The following is a 16155-nucleotide window of genomic DNA, read 5'->3' on the forward strand; positions in this document are numbered from 1 at the left end:
CCGGGCGCGCGGGCCGGTACCCGTGTGACGATGGCGCCCTCGACCGAGCGGGAGGCCAGCCATGACGACCGTCAGCGCCGCGACCGTGCAGTTCACCCACCGCCCCGGGGACAAGGCGTACAACCTCGGCGTCGTCGAACGCTTCGCGGCGGAGGCGGCCGCGCGCGGCGTGCAGCTCCTCACCTTCCCCGAGATGTGCCTCACGGGGTACTGGCACGTCATCGGCCTCGACCGCGCCGGCATCGCGGCGCTGGCCGAGCCGGTCCCGGACGGGCCGAGCGTGCAGGCGCTGCGCGCCCTCGCGCGCCGGTACGGGATCGTCGTCGGCGCCGGCCTCGTCGAGGCCGCCGGGGGCACCTTCCACAACAGCTACGTCGTCGCGGAGCCCGACGGCGCCTGGCACGTCCACCGCAAGATCCACGCCTTCGAGAGCGAGCACATCACGCCGGGCGCGGCGTACACGGTCTTCGAGAGCCCGACGCTGGGCGCCACCCTCGGGGTCCTCATCTGCTACGACAACAACATCGTCGAGAACGCCCGGATCACGGCGCTCATGGGCGCGGACATCCTCCTCGCCCCGCACCAGACCGGCGGGACGGCCTCGCGCAGCCCGCACGCCATGGGGGTCATCGACCCCGCGCTGTGGGCGGCGCGCGAGCAGAACCCTGCGGCGATCGAGGCGGAGTTCGCCGGCGACAAGGGCCGCGGCTGGCTCATGCGCTGGCTGCCCTCCCGGGCGCACGACAACGGGATGTTCCTGCTCTTCGCCAACGGCGTCGGGGAGGACAGCGGCGAGGTCCGCACGGGCAACGCGATGATCCTCGACTGCTACGGCCGCATCCTCGCCGAGACCTCCCGGGCCCGCGACGAGATGGTGTGCGCCGAGCTCGACCTCACCCTGCTCGACCGGTCGACCGGCCGCCGCTGGCTGCGCGGCCGCCGGCCCGAGCTCTACGGGCCGCTCACCGTGCCCACCGGGCGCGAGCTCCACCCCCGCGAGGCCCGGTTCTCCCCGGAGCCGGCCTAGGACATCGCCCCCGACGAGGAGGGGCCCGGACCGTCCGGTCCGGGCCCCTCCCCTCACCTCCGCCCCGCCTCAGTGGGCCTCGGCGACGGCCTTCTTCCGGCGCGGGATGACGTGCATGACGGCGACGACGACCGCACCGACGATCAGCCCGATGACCGCCGAAGCCACCGTGTTGGCGAGCCAGGCGAGGAAGCCGCCGATGCCGCCGACGCCGTGGACCGCCTCCTCGAGGTGGTGGACGAGGTCGTACAGCGCGTGCCAGCCCAGCTCGTCGACCCCGACGAGGATGATGTGGCCACCCACCCAGAGCATGGCGACGATACCGACGGTGGACAGCACCGAGAGCACCTTGGGCATGGCCCGGACGAGGAACCGGCCCGCCGACGCGACGGCGCCGTTGCGCGTCTTGGCCAGGCGCAGGCCGATGTCGTCCATCTTGACGATGAGGGCGACGACCCCGTACACGAGCACGGTGATGAGCAGCGCCACGACGACGAGGATCATCGTGCGGGACCAGAAGCCCTCGTCCGCGACCTCGTTGAGGGCGATGACCATGATCTCGGCCGAGAGGATGAGGTCGGTGCGGATGGCGCCGCCGATCATCACCTTCTCGGTGTCCGCCCCCTTGAGGGCGACCGGCTTGGTGGTGTGCTCTTTCGCGTGCCCGGTGACGAGCTCGTAGATCTTCTCGGCGCCCTCGTACGCGAGGTACGTGCCGCCGACCATGAGGATCGGCGTGAGCAGCCACGGCAGGAACTCGCTGAGCAGCAGCGCGACGGGGAGGATGATGAGCAGCTTGTTCCGCAGCGAGCCGATGGCGATCTTCTTGATGATCGGCAGCTCGCGGTTGGGCTGGAAGCCGTGGACGTAGCGCGGCGTCACCGCGGTGTCGTCGATGACGACGCCGATGGCCTTGGCGCTCGCCCGGCCGGCGGCGGCGCTGACGTCGTCGACCGAGGCGGCGGCGATCTTGGCGATGGCCGCGATGTCGTCGAGGAGCGCAGCGAGACCCCCCGCCATCAGCTCGTCCTCGGTCGTGCGGTCAGGGTGCGGGCGCCGGTGGGCGCGCAAGTACTCGTCATGGCGCAAGGCTAGGGCGGTCGGGGCGTCGGCGCCCACACGGCACGTGGCGCACACCGTCACCCGCGCGGTGGCGTCCCGCCCCGCACCCAGGCGAATCCGTGGGGGCCGAGCTCCGCGACCTCCCGGCCGGTGAGGAGGTCCGTGCCGCGCAGCCACGGGACCGCCACCCGCTGGTCGCTGACGTTCGTCACCGTCGTCACCGCCTCCGCGCCCGTGCCGCGCCGCACGACGAGGAGCCGGCGGTCGACGGTCTCCACCTGCGCCGGCGCGTCCGGCGCGAACGCCGTGTGGGCCCGCCGGACCGCGAGCAGGCGCCGCAGGCCGGCGAGGACGGCCCGGCGGCGCGGGGAGTCGACGAGCTCGCGGGCGAGCCGGTCGGCGTCGAGCACCTCCCGGTTGATCCGCCGGTTGATCCCGCTGGCCTCCATGCCCGCCCGGTCCGCGGACGAGCCGAGCAGCGAGTGGTAGTAGAGGGCGGGCACCCCCACCATCGCGAGCAGGATGCTGTGCGCCGCCAGGCCCCGCCGCACCACGTCCCCGACGTCGGCCCCCGGCTCGGCCAGGGCGTCGAGGTAGTTGACGTTGAGCTCGTAGACCGTGGGGGTCCCGTCGGGCCGCGCGGCCCACGAGACCCGGCCGCCGTGGCTGACGGCGCGGTCGACGAGGAGCGCCCGGGCGTCGTCGTCGAGCAGCCCCTCGGTCGGGCGCATCCCGATGCCGTCGTGGCTGGCGAGGAAGGTGAAGAAGGTCGCGTCCGGGCCCACCGGCCCGATCGATGCCGCCCAGCGGGTGAGCACGGAGGCGTCACCGGTGACGAAGGCGTGCAGGACCAGCGGGGGCAGGGCGAACTGGTAGACCATGTGCGCCTCGTCCTGCCCGTCGCCGAAGTAGGCGACGTTCTCGGCGTGCGGCACGTTGGTCTCGGTGAGCAGGCGCACGCCCGGGGCGAGTGCGTCGAGCAGGGCACGCCAGACCTGGATGACGGCGTGGGTCTGCGGCAGGTGCAGGCAGGTCGTGCCGGACTCCTTCCACAGGAATCCGATGGCGTCGAGCCGCACGGTGGTCGCCCCGCGCGCGACGTAGCCGAGGAGGACGTCGGTGAGGTCGAGGAGGACGGCGGGCGTGCGCACGTCGACGTCCACCTGGTCCGGGCCGAAGGTGGTCCACGCCCGCGCCGTCGTCCCGTCGGGCCGTGGGAACCGGTGGACCAGGGGCGTCGTGCGCGGGCGCACCACGCGGGAGGTGTCGAAGCCCGGCGGTGGGTCGAGGAAGTACCCGGCGCGGGCCCGGTCCCCGGCGAGCCAGCCCGAGAACCACGGCGACGCCGCGGAGACGTGGTTGGCGACGAGGTCGAGCATGAGGCCGTGGCGGGCGCCGAGGACGGCGACGTCGTGCCAGCTCCCCAGCGCCGGGTCGACCTCCCGGTGGTCGACGACGGCGAACCCGTCGTCGGAGGTCCACGGGTAGAGGGGCAGGAGGTGCACGTCGGTGACGGCGTCGCCGACCACGTCCTCGAGGACCCCGGCGAGCGCGCGCAGGGGGACCTGCCCGTCCCGGCGGATCGCGTCGCCGTAGGTGATGAGGTAGGCGGTGCCGGCGTCGAGGCGGCGGGCCGGGTGCGCGGACAGCCGCGCGTCGATCGGCCCCTGCCACGCCGACGCCAGGGCGAGCAGGTCGCGGCGGACCTCGTCGGCGCGGCCGGGGTAGAGCCCGGCGAGGAGCGGACCGAGGCGCCCGGCCAGGCTCACCCGGGGCTCCCCGCGAGCGGACCGGGTGGCACGGGCGCAGCGAGGTACTCGCGCACCAGCGCGACGCCGTCGTCGTCCAGCTCCTCGAGGCGGTCCGAGACCGACCGCAGGCCCCCGGACCGACGGGCGACCGCGGCCCACTCGTGGCGCAGCGGGAAGGACGGGCGCGCGACGACGCAGTCCGGGTCGGCGACCCACAGGCGGCCGTGCTGCCACGCCCGACCCTCGAGGGAGAGGCGTCCGCGCAGGCCCGCGGAGCCGTCCTGGCCGCCCGCGTGGAAGGTGTCGGGCGAGACGCGCATGGCGTCGACGAGGCCGATGCTCGGCAGGAGCGGGGCCCCGCAGCCCAGCAGGTAGGTGTCGGGGCCGACGGCGTCCCGGACGAGCGCGAGGCCGGACCGGTAGGCGGCGACCTCCCCGGACTCCTCGTGCCGGCGGCCGGGCAGCGCACCGCCGTAGAGGAAGTCGAGCTTGAGGTAGTCGACGCCGCGGGCGACGAGGTCGGCGAGCCAGCGGTGCAGGTGGGCGCGCAGGTCCGGGTGGGTGAGGTCGACGCCGACGAGGCCGGTCCCCCAGTTCTCCCCCGCGTCCCCCATCACCCAGTCCGGGTGGCGCCGGGCGAGGGTGCTGTCCCGGCCGACGAGGAACGGCGCCACCCACAGGCCGACGCGGCGCCCGGCCGCGTGGACGTCGTCGACGAGCCGGTCGAGGAAGCCGAAGGCGGGGTTCGGGGCCAGCTCCTCCCCGAGCCCCAGCGTCCAGCCGTCGTCGACCTGCACGACGTCCACCGGCAGGTCGAGGCGGTCCATCGCCCTCAGGTCGTCCCGGACGTCGTCGGCGGTGACCGCCTCGAAGTATCGGTACCAGGTGCACCACACCCGGGGGGCCGCGCGCAGCGCCGGCCGGGCGGCCGCCTGGGCCAGCGCATCCCCCACGGCCGCGAGCGCCGCCGTCCCGTCGGGGGCGGTGAGCTCGCGGACGTCCCCGCCCCGGGCGGCGACGACGACGTGGTCGCCGTGCGTGCGGGCGGTGAGGGTAGGGACGTGCTCCGTGGGGGCGGCGGCGACCCAGGCGTGCGCGGGACGCCCGTCGCCCGGGTCGACGACGAGGACGCCCTCGCCCTGGAGGGCGTCGGCGAGCGGGGTCCCGGGGCGCAGGCGCATGGTGTGCTGCCACGGCAGGTCGGGGCGGGGGACCGCGCCGTCGGCGGGGTACCACGTCGCCGGGCTCCAGCTCTGCCAGCCCTCGGCGTACACGCGCGCGTGGGGCCCGACGGCGACGGCGCCGACCTCCTCGGCCTGGGCGTTCACGGCACCCACCCGCCGGCGCCCGCGTCGCTCACGCCCGTCCCCCGGGCCGGGTGAGGGGCACGCGCACGGACTGCGGCACGCCCCCGGCGGCCGCGGAGTCGCGCGCGGCGAGGACGAGGCGCGCGGTGGCGAGGACGTGCGCGGCGTCGTGCTCCGGGGCGCGTCCCTCGTCCACCGCGCGCATGAGCTCGGCCATGGCGCCGGCGAAGCCGTCGACGAACCACTCCCCCTCCAGCGCGTACGCCGTCGTGGTGCCGTCCCGCTCGAGCGCGACGGCGTCGGAGCCCCCGAGCACGCTGCCCCGGATGGTCCCGTCGGTGCCGTGCACCCAGTAGGGGCAGGCGGGCCGACGGGTCCGCACGTCGCCCACCACGCGGACCACGGCGGACGCGCCGTCCTCGCAGGCGAGCGTCATCGTGGCGTGCCAGGGGTTCGCCGCGTCCGCGGGCTGACCGGGAAGCCGCGAGTCCTGTGCGGTGATGACGGCGACCACCCGGCCCTCGAGCCAGCAGCGGGTGATGTCCACCCAGTGCACGAGGTAGTCGGTGAGCAGCATGTGGGGCACGCGGTCGAACGGGGTGCCGGCGATGGGCGGCAAGGGCTTGTCGTGGAGGTGGGTGACCCCCACGACCTCCCCGACGGCGCCCTCCCGCACGAGTGCGGTGGTCACCCGCCAGGCCGGTGCCCAGCGGCCGTTCTGGTTGACCGCCACGCGCACGCCCCGCTCGGCCGCCTCGGCAAGCAGGCCCTCTAGGACGGGGATCTCCTCGGCGTCGGCGACGACGGGCTTCTGCGCGAGGACGTGCTTGCCCGCCCGCACGGCCGCCGCGACGAGGTCGAGCCGCCCGACCGGCCCGGTGGCGATGTCGACGACGTCGACGTCGGGGTCGGCGACGAGCTCGTCGAGGCCGCGGTAGACGCGCCGGACCGCGGGGAAGCGGTCCCGGATCCCCTCGGTGCGCGTGGCGTCGCGGCTCCACACTCCCACGACGTCCACCCCGTGCCGGGTGTACGCGGGCAGGTGGGCCGACTGGGCGATCGAGCCGCAGCCGAGGACGGCGACGCCGAGGCGGGCGTGCGGGAAAGCCGGGACGGGCGCGGGGACGCCGGTCATCCGGGCTCCCCCACCGGGGCCGCGGGGAACCGCAGGACGGTCTGGAGGACGCGGGGGTCGCCGCGGTCCAGCGCCGCGAACGCCCGCGCGACGTCGGCGGCGTCGACGACGTCGGTCACCAGCGGGGCGACGTCCACCGCGCCGGTGAGCACCTGGTCGCAGAACACGCGCACCAGCCGCCCCTGGTCCCAGCGCCGGCCCAGGGCGAGCGGGACACCAGAGATCTGGCTCGCGACGAGGGTCACCCGGTTGTGGTGGAACTCCTCCCCGAGCCGCAACGCCTCCGCGCCGCCCTGGTAGAAGCCGGCGGCGACGACCGTGCCCTCGACCACCACCGAGCGCACGGCCTCGTGCAGCGCGGCGGCGTGGCCGCTCAGCTCGATGGCGGCGTCGGCCCCTCCCGCGGTGACCGCGCGGACGGCCGCCCCGGACCCGCCGGCGGCGTCGGCGGCGACGACCGCGGCGGCGCCCATCCGGGTGGCGGCATCGAGGCGCTCGGGCACCCGGTCGACGGCGACGACCCGGGCCCCGGACAGGTGGGCCAGCCGCGTGGCGAGCAGCCCGATGACGCCCTGCCCGACGACCGCCAGGTGCTCCCCGAGCCGGATGTCGGAGGCGAGCACCGCGTTGAGGGCGATGGCGCCGACGCGCGCGAAGACCCCGACGACCGGGTCCGTCCCGGCCGGCAGCCGGCGCCAGGCCACGGCGTCGGCGTCGACCACCGCCTCGCTGCGGTGGCCCCACATGCCGTGGACGACGTCGCCGACGGCGGGCGCGGTGACGTCCGCGGCGACCTCGACCACCTGGCCCACCTCGGAGTAGCCCCAGCCGGTCAGGGGGTAGGGCGCGGAGGGCTCGGCGCCGACGAACAGGCGCCGTCCCGCGTCCCAGGTGCGGCGCAGGTACGGGCTCGAGCCCCGGTACGCGGCGAGCTCGGTCCCCGCCGAGATCCCCGAGTACCAGGTCGCGACCCGGACCGTCCCGGGCCGCAGGGGCTGGGCGGCGCACACCACGAGCTCGACCTGCCGGGGGGCGGTGAGCTGGACGAGGGTGGGCACGTGACCTCCGGTGGGCACAGGGCGGGCGTCGTCAGGCGCGGGGCGGGCGCCGACCTCGGCGGGTGCGGTGTGCGGTCTCAGCCCTTCTCGGCCCCCGCGGTGAGACCGCCGACGAGGAGCCGTTCACTGGCGAAGAAGAGGATGACGATCGGCAGCGTGAGGATCACCGAGCCCGCCATGAGCACGGTGGTGGGCACCTCGATGCTCCCCGCCAGCTGGGACAGGCCGAGGGAGACGGTCCACGAGTCGCGCCGCTCGATGAGGAAGAGCAGCGCGAAGAGGAACTCGTTCCACGCGATCATGAAGACGAACAGCCCGTTGGAGACGATCGCGGGCATGGCGAGCGGGAGCGCGATCCGCCGCATCACCTGCAGCCGCGAGCAGCCGTCGAGCGCGGCCGCCTCCTCGAGGCTCACCGGGATCGTGTCGAAGTAGTTGCGGAGCATGTAGATCGTCACGGCGGCGACCTGGGCGACGTAGACGATGAGGAGCCCCACCAGCGAGCCCCGCAGGCCGATCCGGGTGAAGAAGACGAACAACGGGACGGCGAGGAGGATCGCCGGGAAGAAGTACACGGCGAGGAACAGTGCGCTGATCCGGCGGCGGCCGAAGAACTCCAGGCGGCTCACCGCGTAGGCCCCGGGCACCGCCACGAGGAGCGAGAGCACGACGGTGCCCAGCGCGACGACGAGGCTGTTGCGGATGAAGACGAGGAAGTCCTGGCCGCCCTCGGCGACCGGCCGCAGCACCGACAGGTACGTGGACCAGGTGATGTCGGCGAGCGGGACCCACAGCGCGCCCGGGTCGCGCGCCACGGCGTCCAGGGGGCGGAAGGACAGGACGACCATGTACCAGAACGGCACGACGGCGATGAGGAGCAGGAGCACGATGACCACGGGGCGGGCCACGCGCAGGAGCGCGTTCTCGACGGCGTCGCGCGAGAGCCCGCGCCGGCGCTCTGGACCGCGGGTCGCGGCGCTGCTCATGCGACCTCCTCCCGGCGCCCGAAGAGGCGCAGGTAGGCCGTGACGGCGACGGCGAGGATGACGGCGAGGACGAGGGCCTGCGCGGCCGCGGCGCCGATGTCGCCGCGCGCCGTGAGGTAGTCGAACACCCGGACCGCCACCACCTGGGTGCCCGCCCCACCGCCGGTGAGGAGGTAGATGTCGTCGAAGTTGTTGTAGGTCCAGATGAAGCGGAGCACGCTGAGCACCGCGATGGTGGGCAGCAGCTGCGGGAGCAGGATGTGGCGGAAGCGCTGGCTGGGCGTCGCGCCGTCCACCCGGGCGGCCTCGTCGAGCGTCTCGGGCACCGCCTGGAGCCGGGCGGTGAGGAAGAGGAACGCGAAGGGGAACGAGCGCCAGGCCTCGAAGGCGATGACGGTGAGCAGCGCCGTCGGCACGGTGATCTCCCAGCCGAGCAGGGAGAAGGTGTCGGCGCGCGAGCTGAGGAAGGCGATGGGCTCGTCCCAGCCGAGGAGCTCGGTGCCCCAGTGGTTGACGACGCCGAACTGCGGGGACAGCGCCGTGCTCCACACGAAGGTCGCGGCGACGACGGGCGCCACGTAGGGCAGCAGCATCGCCGCGCGCACGGCTCCGCGGCCGCGGAAGGGCCGGCGCAGCGCCAGCGCGGCGACGAGCCCGATGCCGATCGCGCAGGCGGTCCCGCCCACGGAGTACACGAGCGTCGTGCGCAGGGACTCGAGGAAGCCGGGTGAGGTGAGCACGTCGGCGAGGTTGGCCAGGGTGTAGTCCCCCAGGACACCCGTGTCGCGCAGGTCGAGGAGCCGGACCCGCTGGAAGGCCAGCGAGACGGTCCACAGCACGGGGAGCACCACCACCGCGACGACGATGACGAACGTCGGGGTGATGAGGAGCAGGCCGGTGCGCGACTCCTCCCGGGCGCGCGAGGAGCGTCGCACCCTGCGCCCGCCCCGGGCCCCGGGGGCGACGGGCGCCGGGACGCCGGCTGCGCCCTGCGCGAGCGAGCTCACGAGACCGACTCCTGGATGGACCGCACCGCTTCTGCGGCGGTCTCGGCGGTCGAGCGGGCCTCGCTCCCCGAGCTCACCTCGTTGACGGCAGTCGCGACGGGCTGCTCGCCCTGGGTCGCCCCGAGCAGGTCCCCCTGGCCCTGCTCGAGCGCCCACCGGGACAGGCCCTCCGGGCCCGCGCGCAGCGCCTCGAGGACCTCCGGGGCGTAGAAGTCCGCCAGCGGGGCCTTGGTGTCCACCCCGACGGGCAGCTCGGCCCAGGCGTCGGTGAACTCGGTCGGGTTCTCGGCCGTCCCCACCCGCACCGGCACCTTGCCCTCGGGGGCGATGGCGATCCAGTCGAGGTAGCCGTCGGTCATCATGTGCTCGACGAAGGCCACCGCGCCGTCGCGGTCGGACTCGCCCACCACCGTCCACGAGGTCACCTCGCCGAACTGGGCGGGCTCCCCGCCCGACGGCCCGTCGATGGCGGTGACGACGCCGGTGTTCTCGGCGAGGAACGCGGGGTTCTCGGCGCACTCGTCACAGCTCGGCATGGCGTCGTTGCGCAGGCCGGCCATCTCGTCGAGGACGAACGTGGACCAGATGAACATGGCGGCCTGACCGGCGAAGTACGACGCGCGCACCGTGTCGACGTCCTGCGCACCGGGCACGGAGTGCTCCTGGACGAGGGTGCCGTAGAAGTCGAGCGCCTCGACGCACGCGGGGCTGTCGAGGGTGACCTCGCCGCCCTCGTCGACCAGCTCGCAGCCGTTGCCGAGGGCGACGTGCTCGAACGTCTGCTCGGTGAAGGCGTCCCCCGGGGCGGTGGCCCCGACGAAGCCGGCGAGGTCCTCGGTGTCGAGCTCCTCGGCGGCGGCGAGGATCGCGTCGTAGGAGGTGGGCGGGTCGAGGCCGGCCGCCTCGAAGAGGTCGGTGCGGTAGTACAGCAGCTGGAGCCACGACTCGCTCGGTACCGCGAGCTGGGCGTCGCCGTCCCGGGTGAGCTCGAGCGCCCGGCCGGTGAAGGTGTCCTCGCCGAGCGTCTGGACCACCTCGGCGACCGCGTCGACGTCGAGGAGCTCGTTCGCGGACAGCGTGCGCACCTGGGGCAGGGACACCCCACCGATGACGTCCGGGAGGTCGCCTGCCGCGGCGGCCGAGATGAGGAGCTGGTTGAACTGGTCCTCCCCGACGGGGACGAGCTCGACGGCGATGCCGCTGGCGGAGGTGAAGCCGTCGACGATCTCCTGGGTGGCCGCGACGCGGTCGGGGAGGTCCTCCTGGATCCACACCGTGATGCCGCCGTCCGCGTCGTCGTCGCCCCCGGAGCAGGCCGCGAGGACAAGGGCCGCGCAGGCGGCCAGGGCGGCCGCGCTCGTGGCCCGCCCCGCAGGGCGACGCGTCGTCGGCATGGCACGGACCTCCGTCGGTCAGGCGTCCCTTGTGCCTAAGCGTTGAGCATAGGATGCCTACTCGTCAAGCATCTTGAGGCGACGAAGCAGACCCGGCGCTCGCCCGGTCCGGCCCTCGCCCGCGTCCTCGAGGAGGAGCACGTGCCAGGACCGGGTGACGTCCTTGATCTGGTCCGGCGGGGCCGGGCCACCACGCGGGGCGGGATCCTCGAGGTCACGGGCCTGTCCCGGATGACCGTGGCGCAGCGGGTGGACGCGCTCCTCGAGGCGCGGCTCCTCATCGAGGACGGCACCCACGGACCCACGGGCGGGCGCCGACCACGACGCCTCGTCGTCAACTCCGACCACTCCCGCCTCGTCACCGCCACGGTGAACACCACCCACACCACCACGGCGCTCGCCGACCTGTCCGGTCGCATCCTCGCCCGTGACTCGTTCGACGTCGCCGTGGCCGACGGCCCCGAGCGCACGCTCCACGAGGTGGCCCGGTCCGTCCGGCGCCTGCTCGCGCACCCCGCCGCCGGGGGCGTGCCCCTGGCGGGTGTGGGGGTCAGCATCCCCGGCCCCGTCGACCCCGAGACCGGCCGGCCGAGCCAGCCGCCGATCATGCCCGGGTGGGATGGGTACCCCATCCCCGACCGCCTCACGGACGAGTTCGGCGTGAGCGTCGTCGTGGCGAACGACGCCGACGCCGCCGCCCTCGGCGAGCAGACCGTCGGGTACCCCGACTCGCCCGCCCTGTGCCTCGTCAAGGTCTCGACCGGCATCGGGACCGGCATCGTCCTCGACGGTCGCGTGTACGCCGGGGTCGACGGCGGCGCCGGCGACATCGGCCACGTCCGGGTGACCGACGACCCGCAGGCCCGGTGCCGGTGCGGCGCCCAGGGCTGCCTCGCCGCCGTCGCCGGTGGGCGGGCGGTGGCGCGGGCGCTGTCCGAGCTCGGCATCCCGGCATCCTCGGGACGGGACGTGGGGGCCCGGCTCGCCGCCGGGGACGCCGATGCCGCCCGCCTCACGCAGGAGGCCGGGCGCCGGATCGGGGAGGTGATGGCGACCGTCGTCAGCGTGCTCAACCCGGGCGTCGTCCTTCTCGGCGGTGCGCTGGCCTCCACGCCGCTGCTCGCCGGGGTGCGCGAGACCCTCTACCCGCGCTCTCTCCCGCGGGCGACGCGCCACCTCACCGTGGCCCTGGCGACCCTCGGCGACGACGCCGCCTCCGTGGGCATGGCCCGCCTCCTCGTGGAGAACGAGTTCTCCCCGGCGGCGGTGAACGCCCGGCTCGCGTGACCAGCTCGGCGAGCGAAGGCCGAACGCGGACAAAGGCCGGACGGGGAACGACGAAGGCCCGGACCACTGGTCCGGGCCTTCATCTTCTTGTAGCGGGGGCAGGATTTGAACCTGCGACCTCCGGGTTATGAGCCCGGCGAGCTACCGAGCTGCTCCACCCCGCGTCGGTAAGCACCACACTATGCCGCCGGGCCCGGGCGGGGCAACTTCGCGTCCTGTGAGCCCCCTCACCCATCCGCCCCGCCTCCGGGCGGACGCCGACGGGGCCCGCCAGGACGAACCTGGCGGGCCCCGTCGGGTGGCCTCGGGCGGCCTGGGTCAGCCGCCGTCGCCCTCCGTGGCGGCGTCGGTCGGAGCCTCGGTCGGCGCGTCGGTCGCGCCGTCGGCCGGGGCGTCCGCGCCCTGCGCGAGCGCGCCCTCGGCCTCGAGCGCCTCGGCCAGGGCGGCGTCGAGGCGCTGCTGCGCCTCGCCGTACGCGGTCCAGTCGCCCTCGCTCAGCGCGGCCTGGCCCTCGGCGACCGCCTGGCGCGCCTCCTCCAGGGCGGCGGTGAGCCGCTCCTGGGCGGCGGCGTCCACCTCGGTCGTGCCCACCGGCTCGTCGGCCGGCGGGTCCTCCCCGACCTCGCCGACGACGTCGGCGTCCCCGCCCTCGGCGCCGGAGTCTCCACCGAAGACCTGGTCGAGCGCCTCGGTGAGGGTGGGGGCGAACCCGATCTCCTCACCGAAGGCGACGAGCACGCGCTGGAGCAGCGGGTACTGCGTGCCCGCCGACGCCTGGACGTACACCGGCTGGACGTAGAGCAGGCCGCCACCGACCGGGAGGGTGAGCAGGTTCCCGCGCTTGACCTGCGACCCCCCGGTCTCGAGGAGGTTGAGCTCGGTGGAGATCGCCGGGTTGGCGTTGAAGTTGTTCTGCACCTGGCCGGGTCCGGGGACGGTGACGTCGGACGGCAGCTCGAGCAGGCGCATCTGGCCGTACCCGTCGCGTACCTCGCCGGGCGTGCTGCCCGTCTCGGAGTCCACCGCGAGGAAGCCGGTGAGGATGTTCCGGTCCGTCGTGCCGCCCGGGATGAAGCTCGACGTCAGGGAGAACTGCGCCTGGTCCTGGTCGGGCATCTGGAGCGTGAGGTAGAACGGCGGCTGCGCCTCGGCCTCGTTCGACGTCGGGTCGTTGGGGCTGTTCCAGAAGTTACCGCCGGAGTAGAACGCCTCCGCGTCGGTGACGTGGTAGCGGCTGAGCAGCTCGCGCTGGACCTTGAAGAGGTCCTCGGGGTAGCGCAGGTGGCTCATGAGGTCGCCGCTGATCTCCGAGATCGGCCGCAGCTGGTCGGGGAAGATGTTCTGCCAGGTGGCGAGGATCGGGTCCCCCTCGTCCCACTGGTAGAGCGTCACCTCGCCGTCGTAGGCGTTGACGACCGCCTTGACGGAGTTGCGGATGTAGTTGACCTCCTCCGGCGCAGGGCCGATGACGACGCCGCCGGTGGAGTCCGTGAGCGCGTCCGTCGTCGCCTCCTCGAGGGACTCGCGGGCCGAGTAGGGGTACTCGTTCGTCGTCGTGTAGCCGTCGACGATCCAGACGAGCTCCTTGGGCGTGGCCGGGTCGTCGTCCATGTCGACGACGGCGGGGTAGGCCCGGCCGTCGAGGGTGAGGTACGGGGCGACCTTGCCGACCCGCACGTGCGGGTCGCGGTCGTAGAGGATCTGCGACTCGTCGTTGACGCGGTCGGAGAAGAGGATCTGCTCGGAGCCGAAGCGGATGGCGTAGAGGAGCTGGTTCCAGAAGTTCCCGAGGCTCGGCCCGCCGTCGCCGGCGTAGGTGGTCTCCACCTGGCCGTTCTCGGCGTCGTCGTCGGGGTAGTCCAGCTCCCAGGGGCTGGTGCCCTCGGGGGCGCCGACGATGGAGTAGGCCGGGGTGTTCTGGCCGAAGTACACGCGGGGCTCGTAGTCGCCGAGCTGGCCGGTGCTGGGGATACCGCCCTGGAAGAACGCGGGCTGGCCGTCACCGGAGACGGTGTTGCCGTAGGCGGCGACCACGCCGAAGCCGTGGGTGTAGACGGTGTGGTCGTTGACCCAGGTCCGCTGGTCGTCGCCCAGGCCGCGCTGGTTGAGCTCGCGCACGGCGATGACGGTGTCGCGCTTCTCGCCGTCGATCTCGTACCGGTCCACCGACAGGGTCTCGGCGAAGTCGTAGTACTGCCGGTTCTGCTGGAGCTGGCGGAACGTCGGGGAGACGACGTTGGGGTCGAGCAGGCGGATGCTGGCGGTGGACTCGCTGTCCTCACGCAGCTGGCCGGGCTCGGTCTCGGTCGTGGCCGCGTACGTCTCGGTCTGGACGTCGTCCAGGCCGTACGCGGCCAGGGTCGCGTCGATGTTGCGCTGGATGAACGGCGACTCCGCCTCGACGGCGTTGGGGTCCACCTGGAAGCGCTGGACCACCGCGGGGTAGATCCCGCCGACGACGACGGCGGAGACGACCATGAGGCCCACGCCCGCCGCGGGCAGGATCCAGTTCCCGCGGAACGCGGCGACGACGAAGAGGACGGCGACGACGACCGCGATGATCGCGAGGATGGTGCGCGCCGGGAGGTTGGCCTCGATGTCGGCGTAGGAGGCACCGGCGAACCGCTCGTTCTCGCTCACCATGAGGGAGTACCGGTCGAGGAAGTAGCTGCCGGCGACGAGGAGGACGAAGACGGCGGCGAGGACCGCCAGCTGCATCCGGGCGGCGCTGGTGACCTTCTGCACCGGCGACGTGGGCTGGATGCCGCCGTAGAGGTAGTGCGTGACGAGCGAGGCCGCCGCGGTGATGAACACGACCGTCATGAGGAAGGAGACGGCGGTGCGCAGCATGGGCAGCGTGAAGACGAAGAAGGAGATGTCCAGCCCGAACTCGGGGTCGGTCGCGCCGAACGGCTCCTGGTTGACCCACATGAGGACCGTGCGCCAGGACCCGCTGAGGGAGACACCGGCGAAGAGCCCGAGGACGATGGGCGCGCCGATCATGACGAGGCGCCGTAGCGGCTCGATGCTCTCCCGGTACCGGTCGAGGTTCTGCTGCTCGGGGGTGACCGGCGCGTAGACGGGCCGGCTGCGGTAGGCGGCCGACAGCCCGGCGAACACCGCGCCCCCCATGACGAGGGCGCCGATGGCGAACAGGGCCGCCCGGCTCGCCCACTCGGTCCACAGCACGGACTCGAAGCCGAGGTGGCTGAACCACAGCACCTCGGTCCACAGCTGCGCCATGAGCATGAGGAGGACGGCGAGGACGGCGAGGATGACGAGGGTCGGCACCAGGGCCCCGCGGCGGCGGGGCGGCCGGGGACGAGGGGGCCGTCGGACGGAAGCGGTCGACACGGGTTGAGCACCTCGGGATCTGCGGTCGTCGGGTGTGCGCGGGGGCGCACGTCACGTGAACGCTGCGCCCTGCGTCAAGGTTCCCACACGGGGGTCGCCCCCGGTCGGGTGCACCCCGACCGGCCGACGCCTCCCGGGTGCGCGATCATGGCGGGATGAACGCCGACACCCCCTCCTCCTCCGACGCCCCCTCGTCCGGCGCCGCCGCGTCCGACGCCGCCGCGCCCCCGGCCGACGCCCGCCAGCGCGCCATCACCGGCGCCGTCGTCGACATCGAGCGGCACGTGAGCACGCTCGGGTGGGACGTGCCCGTCCTCGTCTTCGCCCTGGTCAACACCGCGCGGGCGCTGGCGACCAACCCCGGCCTGGCGGCGCAGCTGCCCCCCGGCGCCGCCGAGGCGGCCGCCGCGGACCCCGAGCACCTCACCTCCATCGAGCAGGAGGGCCTGCCCGAGGCCGACACCCTCGAGGAGCTCCTCGGCCAGCTGGGCTGGCCCGAGAGCGTCGACGGCGCCGCGATCGTCGTCGAGCGGGTGGTCGTGCCCCCGGAGGCCGAGACCGGCATGCCCGAGGACCCGGAGGAGGCGGTCGCCTACCTCAGCTCCCACCCGGCGCGCCAGGATGTGCGGATCGCCGCCGGGGTGCTCCGCACCGGGGAGTCGTGGTGCGCGCTGCGCTCCCGCGCGCACGACACCGACGAGGCCGTGGCGGGCTCGCCCGACGCCGTCCCCGGGCTGGTCCAGGCGCTGCTCGCCACGCTGGCGTAGCCGGGCGGGGCGCCCGGGCC

Annotated in this window: 12 protein-coding genes and 1 tRNA gene; 3 read left to right on the top strand and 10 right to left on the bottom strand. The window is 74.2% G+C overall.

The window, feature by feature from the left end; all coding sequences use genetic code 11:
• Positions 1–61 precede the first annotated feature (61 nt).
• Positions 62–1027, top strand: a complete 966-nt coding sequence (locus EBO36_RS11595) for a nitrilase family protein (protein WP_122824765.1) — start codon at positions 62–64, stop codon at positions 1025–1027.
• Between the two features lie 69 nt (positions 1028–1096).
• On the opposite strand, the gene EBO36_RS11600 is transcribed toward EBO36_RS11595, so the two are convergent.
• The 8 genes from EBO36_RS11600 to EBO36_RS11635 all read right to left on the bottom strand — a co-directional run bounded on the left by EBO36_RS11600 (position 1097) and on the right by EBO36_RS11635 (position 10727).
• A complete protein-coding gene (locus EBO36_RS11600; RefSeq protein ID WP_122824766.1) occupies positions 1097–2047 on the bottom strand; it encodes a DUF808 domain-containing protein in 951 nt (316 codons plus the stop codon).
• A 119-nt stretch (positions 2048–2166) separates the two neighbouring features.
• Positions 2167–3858: an alpha-amylase family glycosyl hydrolase gene (locus EBO36_RS11605; protein WP_122824767.1), complete on the bottom strand. Its 1692-nt coding sequence runs from the start codon at positions 3856–3858 to the stop codon at positions 2167–2169.
• A complete protein-coding gene (locus EBO36_RS11610; RefSeq protein ID WP_122825634.1) occupies positions 3855–5168 on the bottom strand; it encodes a glycoside hydrolase family 36 protein in 1314 nt (437 codons plus the stop codon). Before EBO36_RS11610 ends, EBO36_RS11605 begins: the two co-directional genes overlap by 4 nt.
• 28 nt (positions 5169–5196) lie before the next feature.
• On the bottom strand, positions 5197–6282 hold the full coding sequence (locus EBO36_RS11615) for a Gfo/Idh/MocA family protein (RefSeq protein WP_122824768.1): 1086 nt from the start codon (positions 6280–6282) through the stop codon (positions 5197–5199).
• Complete coding sequence (locus EBO36_RS11620; protein ID WP_122824769.1) at positions 6279–7340, bottom strand: zinc-dependent alcohol dehydrogenase; 1062 nt, start codon at positions 7338–7340, stop codon at positions 6279–6281. Before EBO36_RS11620 ends, EBO36_RS11615 begins: the two co-directional genes overlap by 4 nt.
• A 77-nt stretch (positions 7341–7417) precedes the next feature.
• Positions 7418–8326 carry a carbohydrate ABC transporter permease gene (locus EBO36_RS11625; protein WP_122824770.1) on the bottom strand — a complete coding sequence of 303 codons (909 nt, stop codon included), beginning with the start codon at positions 8324–8326 and terminating at the stop codon, positions 7418–7420.
• Positions 8323–9333 (bottom strand): carbohydrate ABC transporter permease, encoded by a 1011-nt coding sequence (locus EBO36_RS11630; RefSeq protein ID WP_122824771.1) that lies wholly within the window; start codon positions 9331–9333, stop codon positions 8323–8325. The genes EBO36_RS11625 and EBO36_RS11630 overlap by 4 nt, the downstream gene beginning before the upstream one ends.
• Positions 9330–10727 carry an ABC transporter substrate-binding protein gene (locus EBO36_RS11635; RefSeq protein WP_122824772.1) on the bottom strand — a complete coding sequence of 466 codons (1398 nt, stop codon included), beginning with the start codon at positions 10725–10727 and terminating at the stop codon, positions 9330–9332. Before EBO36_RS11635 ends, EBO36_RS11630 begins: the two co-directional genes overlap by 4 nt.
• Before the next feature lie 141 nt (positions 10728–10868).
• Here EBO36_RS11635 and EBO36_RS11640 point away from each other — a divergent pair, with 141 nt between their 5' ends.
• On the top strand, positions 10869–12014 hold the full coding sequence (locus EBO36_RS11640) for an ROK family protein (protein WP_244925278.1): 1146 nt from the start codon (positions 10869–10871) through the stop codon (positions 12012–12014).
• A 90-nt stretch (positions 12015–12104) separates the two neighbouring features.
• On the opposite strand, the gene EBO36_RS11645 is transcribed toward EBO36_RS11640, so the two are convergent.
• Together EBO36_RS11645 and EBO36_RS11650 are read right to left on the bottom strand one after the other, a co-directional pair.
• Positions 12105–12178: transfer RNA gene (locus tag EBO36_RS11645), tRNA-Met, on the bottom strand.
• Positions 12179–12332: 154 nt separating this feature from the next.
• On the bottom strand, positions 12333–15305 hold the full coding sequence (locus tag EBO36_RS11650; RefSeq protein ID WP_122824773.1) for a UPF0182 family membrane protein: 2973 nt from the start codon (positions 15303–15305) through the stop codon (positions 12333–12335).
• 218 nt (positions 15306–15523) lie between these two features.
• On the opposite strand from EBO36_RS11650, the gene EBO36_RS11660 reads away from it, so the two are divergent.
• Positions 15524–16135: a PPA1309 family protein gene (locus EBO36_RS11660; RefSeq protein WP_241236879.1), complete on the top strand. Its 612-nt coding sequence runs from the start codon at positions 15524–15526 to the stop codon at positions 16133–16135.
• Positions 16136–16155: the final 20 nt, after the last annotated feature.

Source organism: Georgenia faecalis (genome assembly GCF_003710105.1).
Classification (GTDB): Bacteria; Actinomycetota; Actinomycetes; order Actinomycetales; family Actinomycetaceae; genus Georgenia_A; species Georgenia_A faecalis.

Bases quoted from the DNA above. Each gene is read 5' to 3' on its own strand.
- EBO36_RS11595 (WP_122824765.1), top strand. From the start codon at position 62: ATGACGACCGTCAGCGCCGCGACCGTGCAGTTCACCCACCGCCCCGGG.
- EBO36_RS11625 (WP_122824770.1), bottom strand. From the start codon at position 8,326: ATGAGCAGCGCCGCGACCCGCGGTCCAGAGCGCCGGCGCGGGCTCTCG.
- EBO36_RS11635 (WP_122824772.1), bottom strand. From the start codon at position 10,727: ATGCCGACGACGCGTCGCCCTGCGGGGCGGGCCACGAGCGCGGCCGCC.
- EBO36_RS11660 (WP_241236879.1), top strand. From the start codon at position 15,524: ATGAACGCCGACACCCCCTCCTCCTCCGACGCCCCCTCGTCCGGCGCC.
- EBO36_RS11600 (WP_122824766.1), bottom strand. From the start codon at position 2,047: ATGGCGGGGGGTCTCGCTGCGCTCCTCGACGACATCGCGGCCATCGCC.
- EBO36_RS11615 (WP_122824768.1), bottom strand. From the start codon at position 6,282: ATGACCGGCGTCCCCGCGCCCGTCCCGGCTTTCCCGCACGCCCGCCTC.